Genomic DNA, 21,343 nt, shown 5'->3' with positions numbered 1-21,343 from the left:
CCAGATTCACAGTCTGAACTCCTCGGTTTCCGATTCGGTTTCCCACTCCGCCTGCTGCTGTGCGAAGTGCGCCGGGATGGCGTTGTGCGGCACATGGATCTCGCCCGCGTCCGGCGCGGTGCGCACGGCGGCGGCCATCGCGGCCAGCCCCGGCCGGTCGAAGACCGCGCGCACGTCGATGGCCCAGCCGCGCCTGCGCAGTTGCTCCAGCATCTGCACCGCCAGCAGCGAATGCCCGCCGAGCGCGAAGAAGCTGTCGTGCCGGCCGATGCGCTCCACGCCGAGCAGCCGCGACCAGATCTCCGCCAGGGCCTGTTCCACCTCGCCCTGCGGAGGCACGAAGGCGCGGCGGTCGAAGGCTTCGCCGTCCGGCGCCGGCAGCGCCTTGCGGTCGAGCTTGCCGTTGGCGCCTAGCGGCAGCGCGGCGAGGCACACGTAGGCGGCGGGCAGCATGTGTTCGGGCAGGTGCTCGGCGAGCAGGCCGCGCAGCCGCGCGGGCTCCAATGCTTCATCTGGCGAGGCCGGCACCACGTAAGCGACGAGCGACGGCGTGCCCGACCGGTCCTCGCGCGCGAGCACCACGGCGTCGGTGACGCCGTCGATCGCGCGCAATCGCGCCTCGATCTCGCCGGGTTCGATGCGTTGCCCGCGCAGCTTGATCTGGAAATCGCACCGGCCCAGGTATTCGATCGCGCCATCGGCACGCCAGCGGCCGAGGTCGCCCGTGCGGTAGAGCCGGCCACTCCCGCCGAAGGAGTCGGCAATGAAGCGCTGCGCCGTCAGCTCCGGCTGGTTCAGGTAGCCGCGCGCCACCTGCACGCCGCCGATGTAGAGCTCGCCCGCAACGCCGATCGGCACCGGGCGCAATGCGTCGTCGAGCAGGTACAGGCGGGTGTTGGCGACCGGCCTGCCGATCGGCACCGAGTCGCCGTCGTCGCTGCCGCAGGTCCAGGCGCTCACGTCCACCGCCGCCTCGGTGGGGCCGTAGAGGTTGTGAAGACGCGCATGCGGCAGGCGCTCGCGGCACCGGCGCGCGAGCCCGGCGGAGAGTGCCTCGCCGCTGCAGACCACGCGCCGCAGGCTCTTGCAGGCGGCCACATCGCCGACGTCATCGAGCCGCGCAAGGAAGAGCTGCAGCATCGAGGGCACGAAGTGCAGCGTGGTCACGCCGCTCGCGCGGATCAGCTCGCAGAGGTAGGCGGGGTCCCTGTGCCCGTCGGGCCTGGCCAGCACCAGCCGCGCGCCGGCCATCAGCGGCCAGAAGAACTCCCACACCGACACGTCGAAGCCCAGCGGCGTCTTCTGCAGCACCACGTCGTCCGGCGTCAGCGCGTAGGCCTGCTGCATCCAGTGCAGGCGGTTGACGATACCCCGGTGCTCGTTCATCACGCCCTTGGGACGGCCGGTGGAGCCGGAGGTGTAGATCACGTAGGCGAGATTGTTTTCGTGGAGGCCTGTGCCGGGCGTGGTGCCTGCGAACGCCTCCAGGAGATCGTCGCGATCCACCGGCAGCGTGCGCACCGTGGCCGACAGCATCGGCGCGAGTTCGGCGTCGGCGAGCACGGCTACCGGACCGGCTTCTTCGATCATCTCCAGCAGCCGTTGCGGCGGATGCGATGGATCGAGCGGCAGGTACGCGCCCCCGGCCTTGAGCACCGCCAGCAACGCCACCACCAGCATCTCGCTGCGCTGCATGAAGATGCCGATGCGCGCGTCAGGCACCACGCCCAGCGCACGCAGTCGCCGCGCCAGCCGGTTGGCTCGTGCATCGAGCTCGGCGTAGCTGAGGCTGCGGCCCTCGAACACCAGGGCGGTCGCATCGGGGCGCTTCGCGGCCTGGCGTTCGAACAGCTGGTGCAGCAGCAGGCCGCGCGGATGGTCGGCGTCGGTGGCGTTGAAGTCGCTCATCACCCGCCGGCGCTCGTCTTCCGGCAGCACATCGATGCGCCGCAGCGACAACCCGGACCTGGCTTCCAGCGCATCGACCAGCGAACGCAGCGCCTTTTCGACGAAGCCGCGGATTCGCCGTGCATCGACGCAGCGGTCGATCTCGGCGGTGATGCCGAAGCCGTCGCCATGATCGTCCACGTGCAGCACGAAGGGATAGTTGGTGCGGTCGTGGCCGCCGAGCGATTCGATGCCCGGCACGCCCGTGATGCCGTCTTCGTCCTGGCGGGGGCTGTAGCGGTAGTTGAGCAGGCTGGTGAAGAGCGGCGCATCGGCCGGCAGCCCGCTGCAGCGCCGCGCGAGGCTCAGCGAGGCGTGTTCGTGGCGCAGCAGCTCGGCAAGATCCGCGTGCACGCGGCGCAGTGCAGCGTCGGCTTCGCCGTCGATGCGCACGCGCAGCGGCAGCGTGTTGAGGAACATGCCCATCGCCCGCGTCGCCTCCGCGCCGGCCTGCAGGCGGCCGAACAGCACCGTGCCGAACACCACGTCGTCGCGGGCGCTGCAACACGCCAGCACCAGCGCCCACGCCAGGTGGAACACGCCGGCCGCGCCCACGCCGCGCAGCCGCGCCTGTTCGCGCAGGCGCCGCGCGAGCCCGGGCTCCAGCTCGCCGCGCGACTGCAGCACGCCGCTGCCGTCGCCGCGCACCTCGTCCAGCCCGAAGGGCGCGGTGGTGGCATCCACGTCGCCCAGCACGCGGCGGAAATAGGCTTCATGGCCCGCTTCCGCCCCGCCCTGCCGCGCCTGCGCGACGAAGTGCCGGAACGGCACCGGCGCCGGCAATTCGGCGCGGCGCCCCTGCAGGATCAGCAGGACCTCGCTCACCAGAAGCTGCGAGGCCGTGTGGTCGAGGATCAGGTGGTGATGCAGCAGCTGCAGCAGCCAGCGTCCGCTGCCCTCTTCCTCGATGGCGTGGCCGCGCAGCATCGGGGCGCGCCGCACGTCGAGGCGGCAGCGGCGCGGATCGGCCAGCGCGCCCAGGCGTTCGCGCGCCTCTTCGACTGGCGCAGGAGCCAGCATCGCGATCTCCAGACCTGCCTCGCGCTGCACCAGCTGCACGGGCTGCTGCAGTTCCTCCCAGTGCACGCTGGTGCGCAGGATGTCGTGGCGCGAAATCACCTCGCGCAGGGCCTGCACGAACGCCTCCAGCCGCTGGCGGCTGTCGAAGCGCAGCAGCGTCGGCATGACGTAGGCGTCGCCCCCATCCTCGCTCTCGCGGTGCAGGCGGTGATGGAACAGGATGCCCTCCTGCAGCGGCGCGAGCGGATAGATGTCCTGCACGTTGCGCACACCGCCGGGCACCTTCGCCACCAGGCGGTCGATCTGGTCCTGCCCAAGCGCGAGCCCGAGCAGCGGCAGCATCTGCGGCGTGATCGTCTCGGCCTTCTCTTCGATGCGGTAGTCGATGCGGTAGTCGAGCGGATCGGCACGCCGGCCCTCGCGCAGCAGCGCGATCAGCTCCGCCTTGCGCTCGCGCAGGGCCTGCACCAGTGCCGAATCGGCGAGCAGCCGCGCATCGCCCTGCAGCGCCAGGCGCTCGCCGTCCAGGCGCAGCGAGAGGCCGCGCGAGGCCAGCGCGTCGAGCAACTCGGCCGGGGTCGCTGTCTGGTGGTTCACAGGACGATCTCCTCCATCTGCACGGTGGCCGCGGCAAGCTCGGCCAGCGTCGCGGCGTTGAACACCATCTGCACGTCGACCTGCAGCTGCTGCTCGCCCATGGCGTGGATCAGCTGAATCGCGAGCGCCGAATGCCCGCCGAGCTCGAAGAAGTTGTCGTGGCGGCCGACCTGCGCCACCCCGAGCAGTTCGCTCCACAGCGCCGCCAGCCGGGTCTCGATGCCGGCCTGCGGCGCGGCGTAGGTCCGGCGCGCGATGCCGCTGTCGTCGGGCATCGGCAGCGCCTTGCGGTCGAGCTTGCCGTTGGCGTTGAGCGGCCAGGCCGGGAGCACGACGTAGGCGGCGGGCAGCATGTAGTCGGGCAGCTGTGCGCCGAGCTGCGCCCGCAGCGCGGAAGGCTCCGGCGCCGCGCCCTGCTCCGCCAGCAGGTAGGCGATCAGCCTGGGCTCGCCGGGCTGGCTCGCATCGGCCACCACCGCGGCCTCGCGCACGTTGTCCAGCCGCGCGAGCCTTGCCTCGATTTCGCCAGGCTCGATGCGGTAGCCGCGGATCTTCACCTGATGGTCGTTGCGGCCGAGATATTCGATGCTCCCGTCGGCACGCCAGCGACCCAGGTCGCCGGTCCTGTACATGCGCGCGCCGCTCTCGGATGCGAACGGATCGGGCAGGAAGCGCTCCGCCGTGAGCTCCGGTCGCCCGAGGTAGCCCCGCGCGACGCCAGCGCCGCCGATGTGGATCTCGCCCGCGACGCCGATGGGCACCGGTTCGCCATGCGCATCGAGCAGGTAGACGCGCGCGCCCGGCATCGGCCGGCCGATGTGCGGCACCGCGCCTGCGACTGGCCCGCAGGTGGCGTCCACGCTGCACTCGGTCGGGCCGTACATGTTGTGGAACTGCACCGTGCCCGCTTCGGCAAGGCCTTGCCAGGTGTCGGCGTCGAGCGCCTCGCCGCCCAGCAGCAGCTTGCGCAGCGATGTGGCGCGCCGCTGCGGAAAGCCGGCCGAGCGCAGCATGCGCAGGTGCGAGGGCGTGCACTCCATCGCCTCGATGGCATGGCGCTCCAGGAAGTCGAGCAGCGCCTGCGCATCGAGGCGGGTGCGCTCGGGCAGCAGGAACACGCTGCGGCCGAAGGCCAGCTGGCCCCAGGCCTTCACGGCCATGTCGAAGCCGAAGGACGAGTTCCATGCCACGCGCCGGCAGTCGGGTGCCGTGCCGTGGATGCGTTGCTCCATCCCGTGCAGGAAGTTGGTCACGTTGCGGTGCTCGACCATCACGCCCTTGGGCTCGCCGGTCGAACCCGAGGTGTAGATCACGTAGGCCAGGTGCGCCGGGGTCAGCCCCACCGCTTCCGGATCGGGATCGTGCGCGGGCTCGTCCGTCCATGGCGATGTGGCGCCATCGAGCAGCAGCACCGCGCATCCTTCGGGCACCGCCAGGTGCGCCAGCAGGCGAGACTGCGTCAGCACCGCCACTGGCGCACTGTCGCGCAGCATGTGGGCGAGGCGGTCGTCGGGATGCACCGGGTCCAGTGGCACGCAGGCGCCGCCTGCCTTGAGCGTGGCCATGAGCGCCACGCCCAGATCCACGCTGCGCTCAAGGCACAGCGCGACGCGGTCGTCGGGGCGCAACCCAAGGCCGCGCAGGTGGTAGGCGATGCGGTTGGCGCGGGCGTTGAGCGTGGCGTAGTCCAGCGCTTCGTCTTCGCACGCAAGCGCCAGCGTGCCGGGCTGGCTTGCGGCCTGCAGCTCGAAGAGGCGGTGCAGCAGCTCGCCTTCGCCGCCTTCATCGACTTCACCGGCTGCGGCATTGAAGCCGTGCAGCACCTGCTCGCGTTGCTGCGGTGCCATCAGGCCGATGCGGTCCACTGGCACGGCGGCATCGGCCACCATGCCTCGCAGCATCGCCACCAGCGCATGCCAGTGGCGCCGCACCGTGGCCTCGTCGTACAGCGCGGTCGCGTAGTTGACCTGGCCTTCGATGCGCTCGCCGGTCGGCTCCAGGTCGAGCGAGAGATCGAACTGCGCGCTGCCCGCGTGGCTCGCGAGGTTGTCGAACGCCAGCCCCTCCAGCGCCAGTCGCGCGCGCGGCGTGTTCTGCCAGGCCAGCCGGACCTGGTAGACGGGGTTGTAGGCGCTGGAGCGCTGCGGGTTCAGCGCCTCGACCACCTGCTCGAAGGGCACGTCGCGGTGCTGCTGGGCCTCCAGCGCGACCTGTCGCGCCTGCTGCAGCAGGCCGCTCACGTCGAGGCCCTCGTCGATGTCGAAGCGCAGGGCCTGTGCGTTGACGAAGAAGCCAATCAACGGCTCGAGCTCGGCCCGGTCGCGTCCGGCGACGGCGCTGCCGAGCACCACGCGCGGCTGGCCGCCCAGGCGCGCCAACACCGCCGCCCACGCCGCGAGCACCACCATGTAGACGGTGACGCCGTGGCGCCGTGCCAGCGCGCCCAGTTCGCGCGTCAGCGCCTCGTCGAGGCCGACCTCGATGCTGGCGCCGCGATAGTCCTGCTGCGGCGGGCGCGGCCTGTCGGTGGCCAGGCCGATCAGCGGCGGCGCGTCGCGCAGGCGGTCTACCCAGTAGCGCAGCTGCGCCTGCGCGGCCCCGCCCTGCAGGCGCCGCCGCTGCCAGGCGACGTAGTCGCCATACCGCACCGGCAGCGCCGGCAGCGGATCGGGTTCGCCACGGCTGAACGCGCCGTACAGCACCGAGAACTCGTGCGCCAGCACCGCCAGCGACCAGCCGTCGCAGACGATGTGATGCATCGTGAGCAGCAGCACGTGCTCGTCCGCGGCCAGCCGCAGCAGGCGCACGCGCAGCGGCGGCTCGCGCTCCAGGTCGAAGGGCGCGGCGGCCTCGGCCAGGCACAGCGCGCGCAGGGCGCTGTCGCCGAGCTCGTCGAGCGCGTCGACCCCCTCAATCTCCTGCAGGCTCAGCGCCACGGATTGCGCCTCTTCGATGCGCTGGCGCGGCTGGCCGTCGACCACGACGAAGCGCGCGCGCAGCGACTCGTGCCTCTCGACGATCCGGTCCAGTGCGCGCTGCAGCGCGACGCGGTCGAGCACGCCGCGCAGCCGCAGCGCGGCGGGCAGGTGGTAGGCCGCGCCGGCCTGCGCGTCGATGCGCGTCACGTACCAGAGGCGCTGCTGCGAGTGCGAGAGCGGCAGCAGCGCGCCGCGCTCCAGGGAGACGATCGGGTCGGCCCCGTCGGGCGCCGCGCGCGCCACCTCGGCGGCGAGCTCCGCGAGCCGCGGCCGCGCGAACACCGTCGTCAGCGCCAGCTCGACGCCAAAGCGCTGGCGCAGCTGCGAAACCATGCGCACCGCCAGCAGCGAATGGCCGCCGAGCTCGAAGAAGCCATCGTCACGGCCGATGCGCGCCACACCGAGCAGCGATTCCCATATCAGCGCCAGCGCCTGCTCGTGTTCGCCCTCGGGTGGTCGGTAGCCGCGCCGTGCATGGGCCTCATCGTCGGGCGCGGGCAGCGTGGCGCGGTCGAGTTTGCCGTTGGCGTTCAGCGGCAGCGCGTCGAGCGGCACGAAGGCGGCGGGGAGCATGTATTCGGGCAGGCGCTCCGCCAGGCGTGCACGCAGCTGCGCCGGGTCGGGCTGCGGTCCGGCGGGGTCGACGGCCACGTAGGCCAGCAGGCGTCTTTCCTCGTTGTGCTCCAGCGTGGCGATCACCGCCGCTTCGCGGATGCCATCGATGCGCATCAGCTCCGCCTCGACCTCGCCGGGCTCGATGCGGAAGCCGCGGATCTTCAGCTGCCGGTCGTCGCGGCCGAGGAACTCGATGGAACCATCGGCGCGCCAGCGGCCGATGTCGCCGCTGCGGTACATGCGCGGCGATGTGCCCGCGCAAGCTGGCGCGAACGGATCGGGCGCGAAGCGCTGCGCGGTCAGTTCGGGGCGATGCAGGTAGCCGCGCGCCACGCCCGCTCCGCCGATCCAGATTTCGCCGACAGCGCCGACCGGCACCGGCTCGCCATGCGCATCGAGCAGATAGATGCGCGCGTTGGCGACCGGGCGACCGATGTCCAGCGGCGAATCCCCGGCGCGACAACGCGCGACAGTCGCGTTGATCGTGGTTTCCGTCGGCCCGTAGGCATTGGCCAGCGCCGGGCGGTGGCCCTCGCGCCGCCACCAGGCCTCGAGCGCAGCCGCGCCGACTGTGTCGCCGCCGATCACGATCTGGCGCAGCGACGGCGCAAACACGGCTTCGCTCGACAGCGCCAGCCGCTGCCAGAACAGCGTCGGCAGATTGGCCACGCTGAGTCGGTGGTCGGCGCACAGCTCGCACCAGCGCGCGGGCTCGGCGAGCCACTCGTCGGTGCGCAGCACCAGCGTCGCGCCATGGCTGAGCGCGCCGAAGATCTCCTCGCCCGCGACGTCGAAGCTCAGGCCGGAGAACTGCAGCACCCTGTCCTGCGCGCCGAAGCCGTAGAGCGCCTGCAGCGCCGCGATCTGGTGGGAGAGCTGCCGGTGCTCGACCATCACGCCCTTGGGCGTGCCCGTGGAACCGGAGGTGTAGATCACGTAGGCCAGGTGCGCGCCGTCGCCGGGCAGGTCGGGCGATTCCATGGGCTCGCCTGCCGGCAGTGGGTGCGCGTCGAGCTCAATCGTCGTGCAGCGCGACGGTGGATGCAGGCGCATGCGCAAGGTGGAATGCGTCAGCAGCACCGCCGGTGCGCAGTCTTCCAGCTGCCAGGCCAGCCGCTGGTCGGGGTACGAGGGGTCGAGCGGCACATAAGCGGCCCCTGCCTTGAGCGTGCCCAGCACCGCGACGATCAGGTCGAAGCCGCGCGGCAGGCACAGCGCGACGCGGTCCCCGGCGCCGGAGCCCAGGCGGCGCAGGTGGTGCGCGAGCCGGTTGGCGCGCTGGTCGAGTTCGGCATAGCTCAGTCGTTCATCGTCGTGTTCGAGTGCGATGGCCTGTGGCCGCAGCGCGGCCTGCTGCTCGAAGGCGGCATGGGCGAAAGCGTGCGCGGGCAATGCAGGCGCGCTTTCGGAGAAGACGTGCAGCAGGCGGTGGCGCTCCGCATCGTCGAGCAGCGCGATGCGATCGACCGGCCGGCCCGCATCGCCTTGGGTCATGCCGCGCAGCATCGCCAGCAGCGCTTGCCAGTGCCGGCGCACCGTCGCCTCGTCGAATAGCGCCGTGGCGTAGTTGAGCTTGCCGGCGATGCGGCCGCCCTCTTCCTGCAGATCCAGCGCCAGATCGAACTGCGCTCCAGCCGGCAGGCTTTCGACCCGCTCGACTTCCAGTCCCGCGAGTTCCAGCGCGATGGGCGGCGTGTTGTGCCAGGCCAGCATCAGCTGGAACACCGGGGTGATGGGCCATCGAGCGCGGCGGGTTCAGCAGCTCGACGAGGCGCTCGAAGGGCACGTCCTGGCGAGCCTGCGCCTGCAATGCCGTCTCGCGCACCTGCTTCAGCAAGTCGGCAACGCTCGGGCTGCCGTCCAGCGCGATCTTCATTGCTTGCGTGTTGATGAAGCAGCCGATCAGCGGCTCGACTTCCACGCGGCCGCGGCCGGCGTGCGAACTGCCGATCACCACCTGGCGCTGGCCGCCGTAGCGCGACACCACGGCGGCCCAGGCTGCCAGCACGACCATGTACAAGGTCGCGCCGTGCCGCTGGGCGAGCGCGCGCAGGGCCTGCGTGGTTTCGGCATCGATGCCGGCCTCGATGCTCGCGCCGCGATAGTCCTGCAGCGCGGGCCGCGGGCGGTCATGCGGCAGCTCGACCAACGCCGGTGCGTCGCGCAGGTGCCCGGCCCAATCCTGCAGCCGGGACTGTGGCGCCGCGCCCTGCAGGTGGGTGTGCAGCCACGCGGCATGGTCGGCGTACTGGATCGCCAGCCTGGGCAGGCGAGGCTCGTGCCCTTCGCGCAGCGCGCTGTAGGCGGCTGCGAACTCGCGCATCAGCACGCCCAGCGACCAGCCGTCGGAGACGATGTGGTGCATGGAGACCACGAGCACGTGCTCCTGCGCAGCGATGCGCAACAGGCGGCCGCGGATCGGCGGGCCGGCCGCAAGATCGAAGGGTTCCGATGCGGCTTCGCGGCACAGCGCTTCGATGCGCTTCGCGTCCGAAGAGCCCGCGTCCTGCTCATGCAGCTGGAAGCCGCGCGGCGGATCGATGTGCTGCCAGGGCTGGCCGTCCGTTTCGACGAAGCGCGTGCGAAGCACCTCGTGCCGGGCCACGACGTGGTCCAGAGCGGCGCGCAGGGCCGCACGATCGAGTTCGCCGCGCAGGCGCAATGCACCGGCGATGTGATACGCGACGCTGGCCTGCGCATCGACGCCGGAGATGAACCACAGGCGCTGCTGCGCCGGGGACAAAGGCAGCGGGCGGCTGCGGTCGGCGGGCCCGATCACACCCAGCGCGCCGGGGCTTGCTTCGGCTACGGCATCGGCGAGCGCGGCAAGGCGCGGCCGGGCGAACAGCGTGGCGAGCGGGAGTTCGGCGTCGAGGCGGTCGCGGATCCGGGAGATGAGCCGGATGGCCAGCAGGGAATGGCCGCCGAGCTCGAAGAAATCGTCGTCGCGGCCGATCTGCTGGATGCCGAGAAGCTCTGACCAGATATCGGCAAGGGTCTGTTCGACTTCGCCCTGCGGTGCTTCATACGTGCGTTGGCTGTGGCCTTCGGGTGCGGGCAGCGCCCTTCGGTCGAGCTTGCCATTGGGGGTCTGCGGCAATGCGTCGAGTGCGACATAGGCTGAAGGGACCATGTAGTCCGGCAAGCGTTCGCGCAAGGAACTGCGCAGTGACGATGTGTCCAATGCGCCGGCCAGGACGAGATAGGCGACCAGCCGCTTGTCGCCCGGCTGATCTTCACGAGCGATCACCGCCGCCTCTCTGACACCGTCGAGCTTCGCAAGCTGCGCTTCGATCTCCCCAAGCTCGACGCGATAGCCCCGCAGCTTCACCTGATGGTCGTTGCGCCCCAGGTACTCGATGCTGCCGTCGGCACGCCAGCGGCCGAGGTCGCCGCTGCGATACATGAGCGCGCCTGTGGAACCGAACGAATCGGGCACGAATCGTTCGGCGCTCAGTTCAGGCTGCGACAGATAGCCGCGAGCCACCTGGGCTCCGGCCAGGTACAGCTCACCCACGACACCCACCGGCACCGGATTGCGCTGCGCGTCGAGCACATGGATGCGGCTGTTGCCGACCGGCTTGCCGATCGGCGGCAGGTCCTTCCACTTTTCAGGAAGGCCACTCAGCGTGTGCGTGCTGACCACATGCGTCTCGGTCGGACCGTAGTGGTTGTGCAGTCTTGCCTGCGGATGCCGGGCGAACATCCGGCGGATTGCCGGCGTAATGCGCAACTGCTCGCCCGCGGTGATCACGTCCCTCAGCATCGGCAGCGGCGCACTGCGCTGCGACCACAGCTCGCAGAGGTTGTGAAGGGCGATGTAGGGCAGGAACAGCCGCTCGACCGACTCCTGCGCCAGCCACTCGGCCAACGCGGGAAGATCCTGGCGCAGTTCTTCGCGCAGCAACACCAGCGTGCCGCCGCTGGCCAGCGTCGAGAAGATCTCCTGGAAGGCGACATCGAAGCCCAGCGCCGCGAACTGCAGGGTACGCGCGGGTTCGGGCAACTGCTCTCTCTGCCACTCCAGCAGGTTGGCCAGCCCGCGATGAGACATCGCCACGCCCTTGGGTTCGCCCGTGGAGCCGGATGTGTAGATCACATAAGCCAGATGCGATGCCGCGAGCCCTTCGACCTGCAGGTTGCCGGCGGAGGCTTCGGCCCAGGCTTCGTCTGTTTCATCGAGCGGGACCGCTGCCATCTCCGGCGCGAGCCGTTCGATCGAGGCTTGCTGGCCCAGCACGACCATCGCCGCGCTGTCTCGCAGCATGTGGATCAAGCGCTCGTCCGGATACGCCGGGTCCAGCGGCACGCATGCGCCGCCGGCCTTGAGCGTGGCAAGAATCGCGACCACCATCGCGAAGCTGCGCTCGGCACAGATGGCGACGCGGACATCGGGCCCGACGCCAATTCCGCGCAGATGCCGCGCAAGCCGGTTGGCCTGTTCATTGAGCGCGCGGTAGCTCAGCTGCGCGCCGTCGAACTCCACGGCGATGCGCTCGGGATGCGCCACCGCTTGCCGCTCGAAGGCCTCGTGCACCAAGGCTGCCGTGTCATAGGCACGATGCGTGTCGTTGAAGTCATGGACCACACGCCGGCGTTCCCCGGCGGGCAGCACGTCGAGCGCCATCAGCGCCCTGTCCGGGTCCTCTTCCAGAGCCTGCGAGAGCGATTGCAGCGACTGCTGCACGAACTGCGCAATGCGCTGCGCCGATACCGAGGCATCGACCTGCACCGTCAACCCGAAGCCGCTGCCGTCGTCGTCCACGTGCAGGCCGAACGGGTAGTTGGTACGGTCTCGCACGTCGAGCAGGCGCACGCCGTAGAGCACATCGGTACGCGAGAAATGGCCATGCCTGTAGTTGAGCAGCGCCGAGAACAGCGGCACGTGCGCCGGCATCGCGCTGCAGCGTTGGGCCAGGGTGAGCGACGCATGCTCGTGGCGAAGCAGCGCGGTCAACGCTGCGTGCGTCTCGCGCAACCCCTGTACCGCACTTCGCTCGCCCATCGCAATGCGCACCGGCAGCGTGTTGATGAACATGCCCATCGCGCGGTCGATGCCCGGCCCGCCCTGCATGCGTCCGAATAACACCGTGCCGAACACCACGTCGTCGCGGCCGCTGCACACAGACAGTACGCGCGCCCAGGCCAGGTGGAACAGGCTGGCGGTGCTCACGCCGTGGCGCATGGCGAGTGCGCGCAGCTGAGACGACAGAGCTGGCGGCAACATCGACTTCGCCTGATCGACCCGCGATCCATCGCCCTGCACATCGAGCAGGCCGAAGGGCGCCGTCGGCTCTCCCACGTCGCCGAGCATCGCGCCGAAGAAGGCCTCGTGTTCGGCTTCGCTCACGCCCTGGCGCGAGCGCGCCACGAAGTCGCGGAACGGTACCGGCGCGGGCAGCCGGGCGGCATCGCCGCGTTCGACGGCCTCGATTTCCTCCACCAGCAGCTCCAGCGCGGTGTGGTCCATCACGAGGTGGTGATAAGACAGCTGCAGCAGCCAACGCCCGCTGGCTTCGTCGCGGGCGGCGAAGCCATTCAGCATGGGCGCGCGGCGCACGTCGATGCGCAGGCCGCGCACCCGCGGATGCTCGCGCAGGCGCTGCTGCGCAGGATTGGTGCCCGCGGCCAGCGTCAATTCCTCGGGCACGAATGCGACGCGCCGCCACACCACCTGCACGGGCTCCGAAAGGCCTTCCCAGTGGACCGCCGTGCGCAGGATGTCGTGGCGCTCGATCACGCGCGACAGCGCCGCGACGAAGCTGTCCATGCGCGGCCTGCTGTCGAACTCGAGCAGCGTCGGCAGCACGTAGGTGTCGGTGTCGCGCTCCAGCAGATGATGGAACAGGATGCCCTGCTGCAGCGGCGCGAGCGGGTAGATGTCCTGGATGTTGGCCGCGCCGCCCGGCGTGGCCTGCACGATCCGCGAGATCGCTGCGGCGTCGAGCCGGGCCAGCGTCAGCATCTCGGGCTCGATGACCAGGCAATCCGGCGGGATCAGGTTGGGCGGAACCGTTGCCGCGTCCTCTTCGCGCCGGATCGTGGTGGCGAATGCGTGCAGCTTCGGGTGCGCGAAGAGCGAGCGGATGTCGGTGGACCAGCCGCGCCGGCGCAGCTGTTCGAGCAACCGGATGGCCAGCAGCGAATGGCCGCCGAGTTCGAAGAAATCGTCGTCGCATCCGATCTGCTGGATGCCGAGAAGCTCTGACCAGATGTCGGCGAGGGCTTGTTCGACTTCGCCCTGCGGTGCCTCGTATGTGCGCTGGCTGTGGCCTTCGGGTGCGGGTAGCGCCTTGCGGTCGAGCTTGCCGTTGGGGGTCAGCGGCAGTGCGTCGAGTGAAACGTAGGCCGAGGGGACCATGTAGTCCGGCAGGCGTTCGCGCAAGGATCTGCGCAGTGATGATGCGTCCAATGCGCCGGCCAGGACGAGATAAGCGACCAGCCGCTTGTCGCCCGGCAGATCTTCACGAGCGATCACGGCCGCCTCTCTGACGCCGTCGAGCTTCGCAAGCTGCGCTTCGATTTCCCCAAGCTCGACGCGATAGCCCCGCAGCTTCACCTGATGGTCGTTGCGCCCCAGGTATTCGATGCTGCCGTCGGCACGCCAGCGGCCGAGGTCGCCGCTGCGGTACATGCGAGAGCCTTCCCGGCCGTCGAACGGATCGGGCAGGAAGCGCGCTTCGTTGAGATGCGGCTGCGACAGATAGCCCCGTGCGACCTGAACGCCGCCCAGATACAACTCCCCCACCACACCTGCCGGCACCGGATTTCTCTCGGCATCGAGCACGTAGACGCGGCCGTTGCCGACGGGTCGGCCGATCGGCGGCAGGTCTTCCCATTGCTCGGGTGCGCCGCTCAGGGTCTGCGTGGTGACTACATGCGTCTCGGTCGGTCCGTAGTGGTTGTGCAGCCTTGCCTGCGGATGCCGAGCGAACATCCGGCGGATTGCCGGCGTGATGCGCAACTGCTCGCCCGCGGTGATCACGTCCCTCAGCATTGGCAGCGGCGCACTGCGCTGCGACCAAAGCTCGCAGAGGTTGTGCAGCGCGATGTAAGGCAGGAACAGCCGCTCGACCGATTCCTGCGCCAGCCACTCGGCCAACGCGGGAAGATCCTGGCGCAGTTCTTCGCGCACCAGCACCAGCGTGCCGCCACCGGCCAGCGTCGAGAAGATCTCCTGGAAGGCGACATCGAAGCCCAGCGCCGCGAACTGCAGCGTGCGAGCGGGCTCGGGCAACTGCTCTCGCTGCCACTCCAGCAGGTTGGCCAGCCCGCGATGTGGCATCGCCACGCCTTTGGGCTCGCCCGTGGAGCCGGATGTGTAGATCACGTAGGCCAGATGCGATGCCGCGAGCCCTTCGACCTGCAGGTTGTCGGCGGAGGCTTCGGGCCAGGCTTCGTCCTTTTCATCGAGCGGGACCGCTGCCACCTGCGGTGCGAGCCCTTCGATCGAGGCTTGCTGGCCCAGCACGACCGCCGCCGCACTGTCTCGCAGCATGTGGCTCAAGCGCTCGGCCGGATACGCCGGGTCCAACGGCACGCACGCTCCGCCTGCCTTGAGCGTGGCGAGGATCGCGACCACCATCGCGAAGCTGCGCTCGGCGCAGATGGCAACACGGACATCGGGCCCGACGCCAAGTCCGCGCAGATGCCGCGCAAGCCGGTTGGCCTGCTCGTTGAGCGCGCGGTAGCTCAGCTGTGCGCCATCGAACTCCACGGCGATGCGCTCGGGGTGCACTGCCTCCTGCCGCTCGAAGGCCTCGTGTACCAAGGCAGCCGGGTCGTACGCGCGACGCGTGTCGTTGAAGCCATGAAGAACACGCTGACGCTCCTCGGCCGGCAGGACATCGAGCGCCGACAGCGCCCTGCCAGGCTCTTCTTCCAGGGCCTGCGCAAGAGCCCGAAGCGCCTGCTCCACGAGCCCGCACACGCGTTGCGCGGACACCGAGACATGAATCTCGGCGGTAAGCACGAAATCCCCGCCCAGGTCGTCGACGTACAGGCTGAACGGATAGTTGGTGAGATCGCGGCCGCCGAGGTAGTGCATGCCTTCGGCGATCTCGATCTCGCCTTCGCCGGAAAAGCTGTCGCTACGGCTGTGCCTGTAGTTGAGCAGCGCCGAGAAGACCGGTGTGTTCGGCGCCAGGCCGCTGCAGCGCTGCGCCAGCGTGAGCGATGCGTGCTCGTGGCGAAGCAACTCGCTCAGAGCCGCATGGGTTTCGTGCAGCCCCTGCGCCGCAGCTCGCCCGCCAAGCCTGATGCGCACCGGCAGCGTGTTGATGAACATGCCCATCGCGCGGTCGATGCCGGCTCCGCCCTGCATGCGCCCGAACAACACCGTGCCGAACACCACGTCGTCGCGGCCACTGCAAACAGACAGTACGCGCGCCCAGGCCAGGTGGAACATGCTGGCGGTGCTCACGCCGTGGCGCATGGCGAGTGCGCGCAGCTGAGACGACAGGGCTGGCGGCAACATCGACTTCGCCTGCTCTACCTGCGAGCAGTCGCCCTGCACGTCGAGCAGGCCGAAGGGCGCCGTCGGCTCGTCCACGTCGCCGAGCATCGCGCCGAAGAAGGCCTCGTGTTCGGCCTCGCTCACGCCCTGGCGCGAGCGCGCCACGAAGTCGCGGAACGGTACCGGCGCGGCAAGACTTTCGCCGCGCCCCTGCAGCAGCGCTACCACCTCGTGCAGGATCAGCTCGGTGGTGGTGTGGTCCAGCGTCAGGTGGTGATGCAGCAGCTGCAGCAGCCAGCGGCGCGACACCGGGTCGAAGGCCGCATGGGCCTGCAGCATCGGCGCGCGGCGCAGGTCCAGGCGCACGGTCCGTGCATCGGCATGGGCCTGCAGCTGCGCCTGCACGTCGCCATTGGCCGGGTCGAAATGCTGTTCCTGCAGCGCCAGCGAGGCGTTGCGCCAGACCACCTGCACGGGCGTGTCCAGCCCCTCCCACTGCACGGCGGTGCGCAGGATGTCGTGGCGCGCGATCACCTGCTGCAGCGCGGCCGCGAACTGGTCGAGCCGCGCACGATCGTGGAAGCGCAGCAGCGCGGGCAGCACATAGGCATCGCCCTGCCCTTTCCCTTCGCCCTGCAGCAGGTGGTGGAACAGGATGCCTTCCTGCAGGGGCGCGAGCGGATAGATGTCCTGGATGTTGCGCATGCCACCCGGAACGCCGGCGGCGATCAGGTCGATCTGCGCCTGCGTCAGGCTCGCGAGCGGAAGCATCCGCGGCGTGATGCGCTCGCATTGCGCGGGAATCGCATTGGGCGGCACGGGCATCGATGCGGCGGGCTGCCCATTCCGCTCCACGCTGGCCGCGAGTGCACCCAGCGTCGGCTCGGTGAAGAGCTGGCGGATGTCGACCTCCAGCCCCTCGCGCTGCATGCGCTCGACCAGCCGCACCGCGAGCATCGAATGCCCGCCGAGCTCGAAGAAGTTGTCGCCGCGCCCTACCTGCCCGATGCCAAGCACTTCGGCCCACAGCCTTGCCAGCGCCTGTTCGACCGCGCCCTGCGGCGGCTCGTGCTCGCGCCGCCGGGGCCAGGCCTGAAGCTCGGGCGCGGGCAGTGCCTTGCGGTCGAGCTTGCCGTTGGGCGTCAGCGGCAGTGAGTCCAGTGGCACATACGTTGACGGGACCATGTAGTCGGGCAGGTTCCTGCCGAGCGCGGCCCGGGCGCCGGAAGGGTCGAAGGCGCCGCCGGCCCTGGCGTCGGCGAACACGAGGTAGGCGACCAGGCGCCGGTCACCCGGCAGGTCCTCGCGCACGATCACCGCCGCGTCGGCGACGCCGCCGAGTCGCATCAGCCGTGCCTCGACCTCGCCCGGCTCGATGCGGAAGCCGCGGATCTTGACCTGCTGGTCGTTGCGGCCGAGGTATTCGAGGCTGCCGTCGGCGAGCAGGCGGGCCATGTCGCCGCTGCGGTACATGCGCGCGCCCGGCACCTCGCTGAACGGGTCGGGCACGAAACGCTGCGCATCGAGTTCGGGCCGCCGCAGGTAGCCGCGCGCCACGCCCGCGCCGCCGACGTGGATCTCGCCCGCGCAGCCCACCGGCAGCGGCCGGCCGCGCGCGTCGAGCACGTACAGGCACAGGTCGGGAATGCGCGTGCCGATCGGGCTTGCGCCGGTGCGCCCGGCATCGTCCGGGCCGAGCACGCGGCAGGTGACGTGCACTGTCGTCTCGGTGATGCCGTACATGTTGACCAGGCGTGCGCGCCGGTTGCCCTCCTGCGAGAACCAGGGTTCGAGCGCGGCCGTCTCCAGCGCCTCGCCGCCGAGGATCACATGCCGAAGCGCGTGCGCCGGCAGCGCCTTCGCCGCGGCCCGGCATGCGGCGGCGAACTGGCGGAACGCGCTGGGCGTCTGGTTGAGCACGGTCACGCCCTGCTCGCACACCAGGCGATGGAATTCCTCCGGCGCGCGGCTGACCGCATGCGGCACGACGACCAGCCGGCCGCCATGGATCAGCGCGCCCCACAACTCCCAGACCGAGAAGTCGAAGGCGAAGGAATGGAACAGGGTCCAGACGTCGTCGCGGCCGAGATCGAACCAGCCGCGCGTGGCAGCGAACAGTCGGCCGACCTGCGCATGCTCGACCATCACGCCCTTGGGCAGGCCGGTGGAGCCGGAGGTGTAGATCACATAGGCCAGGTGCGATGGCGCGAGGCCCTCGACCCGTGGATTGCCGGTGGGCGCGTTGGCCCAGGGCGCTTCTTCCCATGGCCGGTCGAGGCGTATGCGCTGGCATGAAGCGGACGCCGGCAACCGATCCAGCGCAGCGCCGTCGCCGATCAGCGCCACCGGCGCGCTGTCGCGCAGCATGTGGGCGAGGCGCTCGTCGGGGTGCACCGGGTCCAGCGGCACATAAGCACCGCCGGCCTTGAGCGTGGCCAGGATGGCCATCACCACGCCGGGCCCGCGCTCCATGCAGATCGCGACGAGCGCGTCGGGGCCGACGCCCAGCTCGCGCAGATGGTGAGCCAGTTGATTGGCGCGGCGGTCGAGTTCGCCGTAGCTCAGCCGCGTGCCTTCGAACTGGACCGCGATGGCATCGGGATCGCGCTGGGCCTGCCGCTCGAACAGCGCATGGATCAACGAGGGCGCGCCGGTGTCGAGCAGCGGCCGGTTGAAGCCGTGCACCACAAGCTGGTGCTCGGCCTCGTCCATCAGCGGCAGGTCACCCACGGGCGTGTCCGGCGCATCGGTCGCGGCACGCGCCAGCACCTTCAGCCGCCGAAGGTGCACGGCCATCTCCCGCGCGGAGAACGCAGCCGGGTCGTGGTTGAACTCGATATGCACCGGTCGCCCCTGCTCGTAGTCGCGCACGTAGACCGCGAGCGGCTGGCGCTCGTGGCCGTTGTGCAGCGGGAGCACCGTGCTGCGGATGCCTTCGAGCCCGATGTCGCCCTGGAAGCTTTCGATCGACAGGGAGATGTCGAACAGGCCCCGCCGTTCGCCAACACCGGCCAGCAGCTCGCGGTGCAGGTCGGCCAGCGGATAGCGCTGGTGGCGGTAGCACTGCTTCAGCTCGCCCGCGACGCGGCGCAGGGTCTGCGCGAATGTCTCCCGCGTATCGACCGCGATGCCGACCGGAATTGCGCCCGAGAACATGCCCGGCATGCGCCTTTGCGCCGCGGTCGTGCGGTTGTGCACCGGCATGCCGATGACGACTTCGTTGCCCTCGCCGCGTTCGCGGCCGTGCAGGCGCGCGAAGTACACCGCCAGCAGCGCGGCGAGGAAATGCGTGCTCGATGCGCCCTGCGCCTCGGCCACACCGGTCAGGCGATCGTGATCCGCGCGCTCCAGCTGCCAGACGGCCTGCTCGACCCTGCTTCGGCCCGCATGGAGGCGCCGCGCAGGCGCTTCCTCGAACAGCGGCTGCGCAAGTCGTGCATGGCGCCGCAGCCAGAAGGCGCGGTCGCGGGCGTAGCGCGGCGAGGCCTGGTATTCGGCGTCCTGGCGGATGAAGCCGGCATAGCCGTCGCCCCCGTCCCCATCCCCTTCCTCATTTCCCTCTTCGACGGCGGCCTCGCCGCGCCCGAGCCGGTTGTAGGCCTCGGCGATGGCATTGCCGGTCAGCGAGACCGACCATCCATCCGCGATGAGGTGATGGAAACAGACCAGCCAGTAGCCGCGTTGGGGCGCGACCCGCAGCCATTGCATGCGCCAAAGTCGCTGGCCATGCAGATCAAAGGGAGCGAGGAAGGCTGCGCGCAGGTGCGCCCGGGCGCCTGCTTCCGGATCGGCATCGCCGCTGAAATCGAAGCGCTGCAATGCCGTGCCGGCGAGGACGTGGTCATCGGGCGCGGCGAAGCGCTGCATGGCCTCGCCGTTGCCGCCGCGCTCGAGCACGATGCGCAGCGCCTGGTGGCGCGCCACGACGGCACGTATCGCGGCTTCCAGCCGGTCGAGGTCGATGGGCCCTTCGAGGCTGGCCGCCACGCCGATGTTGTGGCAAGGCAGGTCGGGCGCCAGCGACTGGTCGAGCCAGACGGCCTGCTGGGGCGAGCTCAGGGCGTGAAGGATCTGGCCGCTCACGATTCGCCACCATCCGGTACCAGCGCTTCCAGCCGGCGCAGGCGCCGATGGAAGAGCGCGAAGACGGTCAGCGCGAGGCCCGCCGCGCCGGTCGCGAAGAACAGCAGGCCGATGCCACGGCCCGGCCCGGTGCCGAACCACACGCCCACCGCCGTATCGGCGAGCGAGCCGCCCTGGCGCAGCGCCGGTTCCAGCACCGCATCGGCGAGCCAGCCGCCGGCCAGCAGCACCACGCACATCACCAGCATGTTGGATGCGGCGATCAGGGCGAACACGCTGCCCTGCCGGCCCGCCGGCGCCTTGCGCATCCACAGTGCGTGCGAACACGCGACCGAGGTGCTGCCGCAGAACAGGCAGACGAAGGCCGCGGCGCACCACAGGGCCGGCGTGGTCACGCATCCCGCCACGAGCACGGCGGCGCACTGCAGCGCGTCGCATGCCAGCACCCATTGCATGAGCCCGTGCCGAAGCCGCGCGGTGGCGACCAGGATCGAGCCGAGCAGGCCGCCGACGATGCCCACCGACATCACGAGTCCCAGCACGCCGCTGGAATGCGTGGACAGCACCAGCGGCGTCACCATGGCGGTGGCCAGCACCATCAGGCACTGCACCAGCGCGCCGTAGCCGAGCAGCGCGCGCATCAGCGGCTGCTCGCGCAGGTAGGCGAGTGCGCCGGCGAAGCTCGTGCTTGCGCTGCGCCACAACGAGGCGTCGCGCACGGAATCACCGCCGGAGGCGCGCTGCCCGCCGCGCACCTGCGCCCCGGCGCGGGTCAGTGCCGCGAACACCAGCGCGGCCGCGGCCAGCAGCAGGCACAGCTGTGTCGCCATCACGCCCTGCAGGCCGCCCGTTCGCGCCATCAGGAAGCCGGCCGCGGCGGGCGCGCCGATCTGCACCAGCGCGCGAGAGATGCCGGTCAGCCCGCCGGCCTGCGCGAAGCGGTCCTTGGGCACGAAGAGGCTGACCGCCACCCGGATCGAGGGTCGGCGAAGCGCACCCGCCGCCGCCGCGACCGCGGCGTAGACATACAGCGCGCCGACGCCGAGCCGGCCCGACAGCAGCGCCATCACGATCGCGAAGGTGCAGGCAATGGCGGCGATGTCGCACGACAGCACCACCCAGCGCCGGTCGTGGCGGTCGGCAAGCGCGCCGGCGAAGGGCGTGACCAGCATCGCCGCCAGCGCGGCGGCCAGCACCGAGAACGAGTAGTCCTGCGCCGAGCCCGTGCGCGAGAAGATCCAGACCCCCACGGCGAAGCTGACCAGCGTGGTGCCGAGATCGAAAGCGGTTTCGCTCAGCCAGAGGAGCGCGAACGTCGATCGCGCGCCCCGCCGGCCCAATTGCAGCGGCAGTGGCAGCGGCGGCGGCCTGGCCGGGTCGTCACGGGTCGGGGGCGCAGCGGCTTCCACGGTCGTTTCCTGCATAACGGGCGCTCCCCGGGAGCCCGCGCTGTCAACTGGTGAAAGAAGAAAAAAGCGCGAATTCTGCGGGCGGCGGGATGGATTTTTTTCGCGGCAAAGCCGCGAGGCGATGCACGATTATTCCGCGCTGCAGCACTGTAATTGGCAGGCTGCACAAATGACGCATCATTTAAATTTGTTGACGCGCAAAGACGAGAACTTCGGAATTGGCAGGAGCCCCGAATTAC

4 protein-coding genes are annotated in these 21,343 nt (G+C 70.3%); all 4 read right to left on the bottom strand.

Annotated elements, in window-relative coordinates; genetic code table 11:
• Window positions 1-6: 6 nt before the first annotated feature.
• The 4 genes from ACHMXA_RS12135 to ACHMXA_RS12120 are packed head-to-tail and all read right to left on the bottom strand — an operon-like array spanning window position 7 to window position 21,119.
• Window positions 7-3,564 (bottom strand): non-ribosomal peptide synthetase, encoded by a 3,558-nt coding sequence (locus ACHMXA_RS12135; RefSeq protein ID WP_176664607.1) that lies wholly within the window; start codon window positions 3,562-3,564, stop codon window positions 7-9.
• Window positions 3,561-8,549: an amino acid adenylation domain-containing protein gene (locus ACHMXA_RS12130; protein ID WP_395321291.1), complete on the bottom strand. Its 4,989-nt coding sequence runs from the start codon at window positions 8,547-8,549 to the stop codon at window positions 3,561-3,563. The genes ACHMXA_RS12135 and ACHMXA_RS12130 overlap by 4 nt, the downstream gene beginning before the upstream one ends.
• Window positions 8,464-19,695 carry an amino acid adenylation domain-containing protein gene (locus ACHMXA_RS12125; protein WP_395320778.1) on the bottom strand — a complete coding sequence of 3,744 codons (11,232 nt, stop codon included), beginning with the start codon at window positions 19,693-19,695 and terminating at the stop codon, window positions 8,464-8,466. The genes ACHMXA_RS12130 and ACHMXA_RS12125 overlap by 86 nt, the downstream gene beginning before the upstream one ends.
• On the bottom strand, window positions 19,692-21,119 hold the full coding sequence (locus ACHMXA_RS12120; RefSeq protein ID WP_176664605.1) for an MFS transporter: 1,428 nt from the start codon (window positions 21,117-21,119) through the stop codon (window positions 19,692-19,694). The genes ACHMXA_RS12125 and ACHMXA_RS12120 overlap by 4 nt, the downstream gene beginning before the upstream one ends.
• Window positions 21,120-21,343 lie beyond the last annotated feature (224 nt).

The sequence above is a fragment of the Variovorax sp. UC74_104 genome (assembly GCF_044055375.1).
Lineage (GTDB): Bacteria > Pseudomonadota > Gammaproteobacteria > Burkholderiales > Burkholderiaceae_C > Variovorax.
This window is presented reverse-complemented; position numbering and strand designations above follow the sequence as displayed.

Bases quoted from the DNA above. Each gene is read 5' to 3' on its own strand.
- ACHMXA_RS12120 (WP_176664605.1), bottom strand. From the start codon at position 21,119: ATGCAGGAAACGACCGTGGAAGCCGCTGCGCCCCCGACCCGTGACGAC.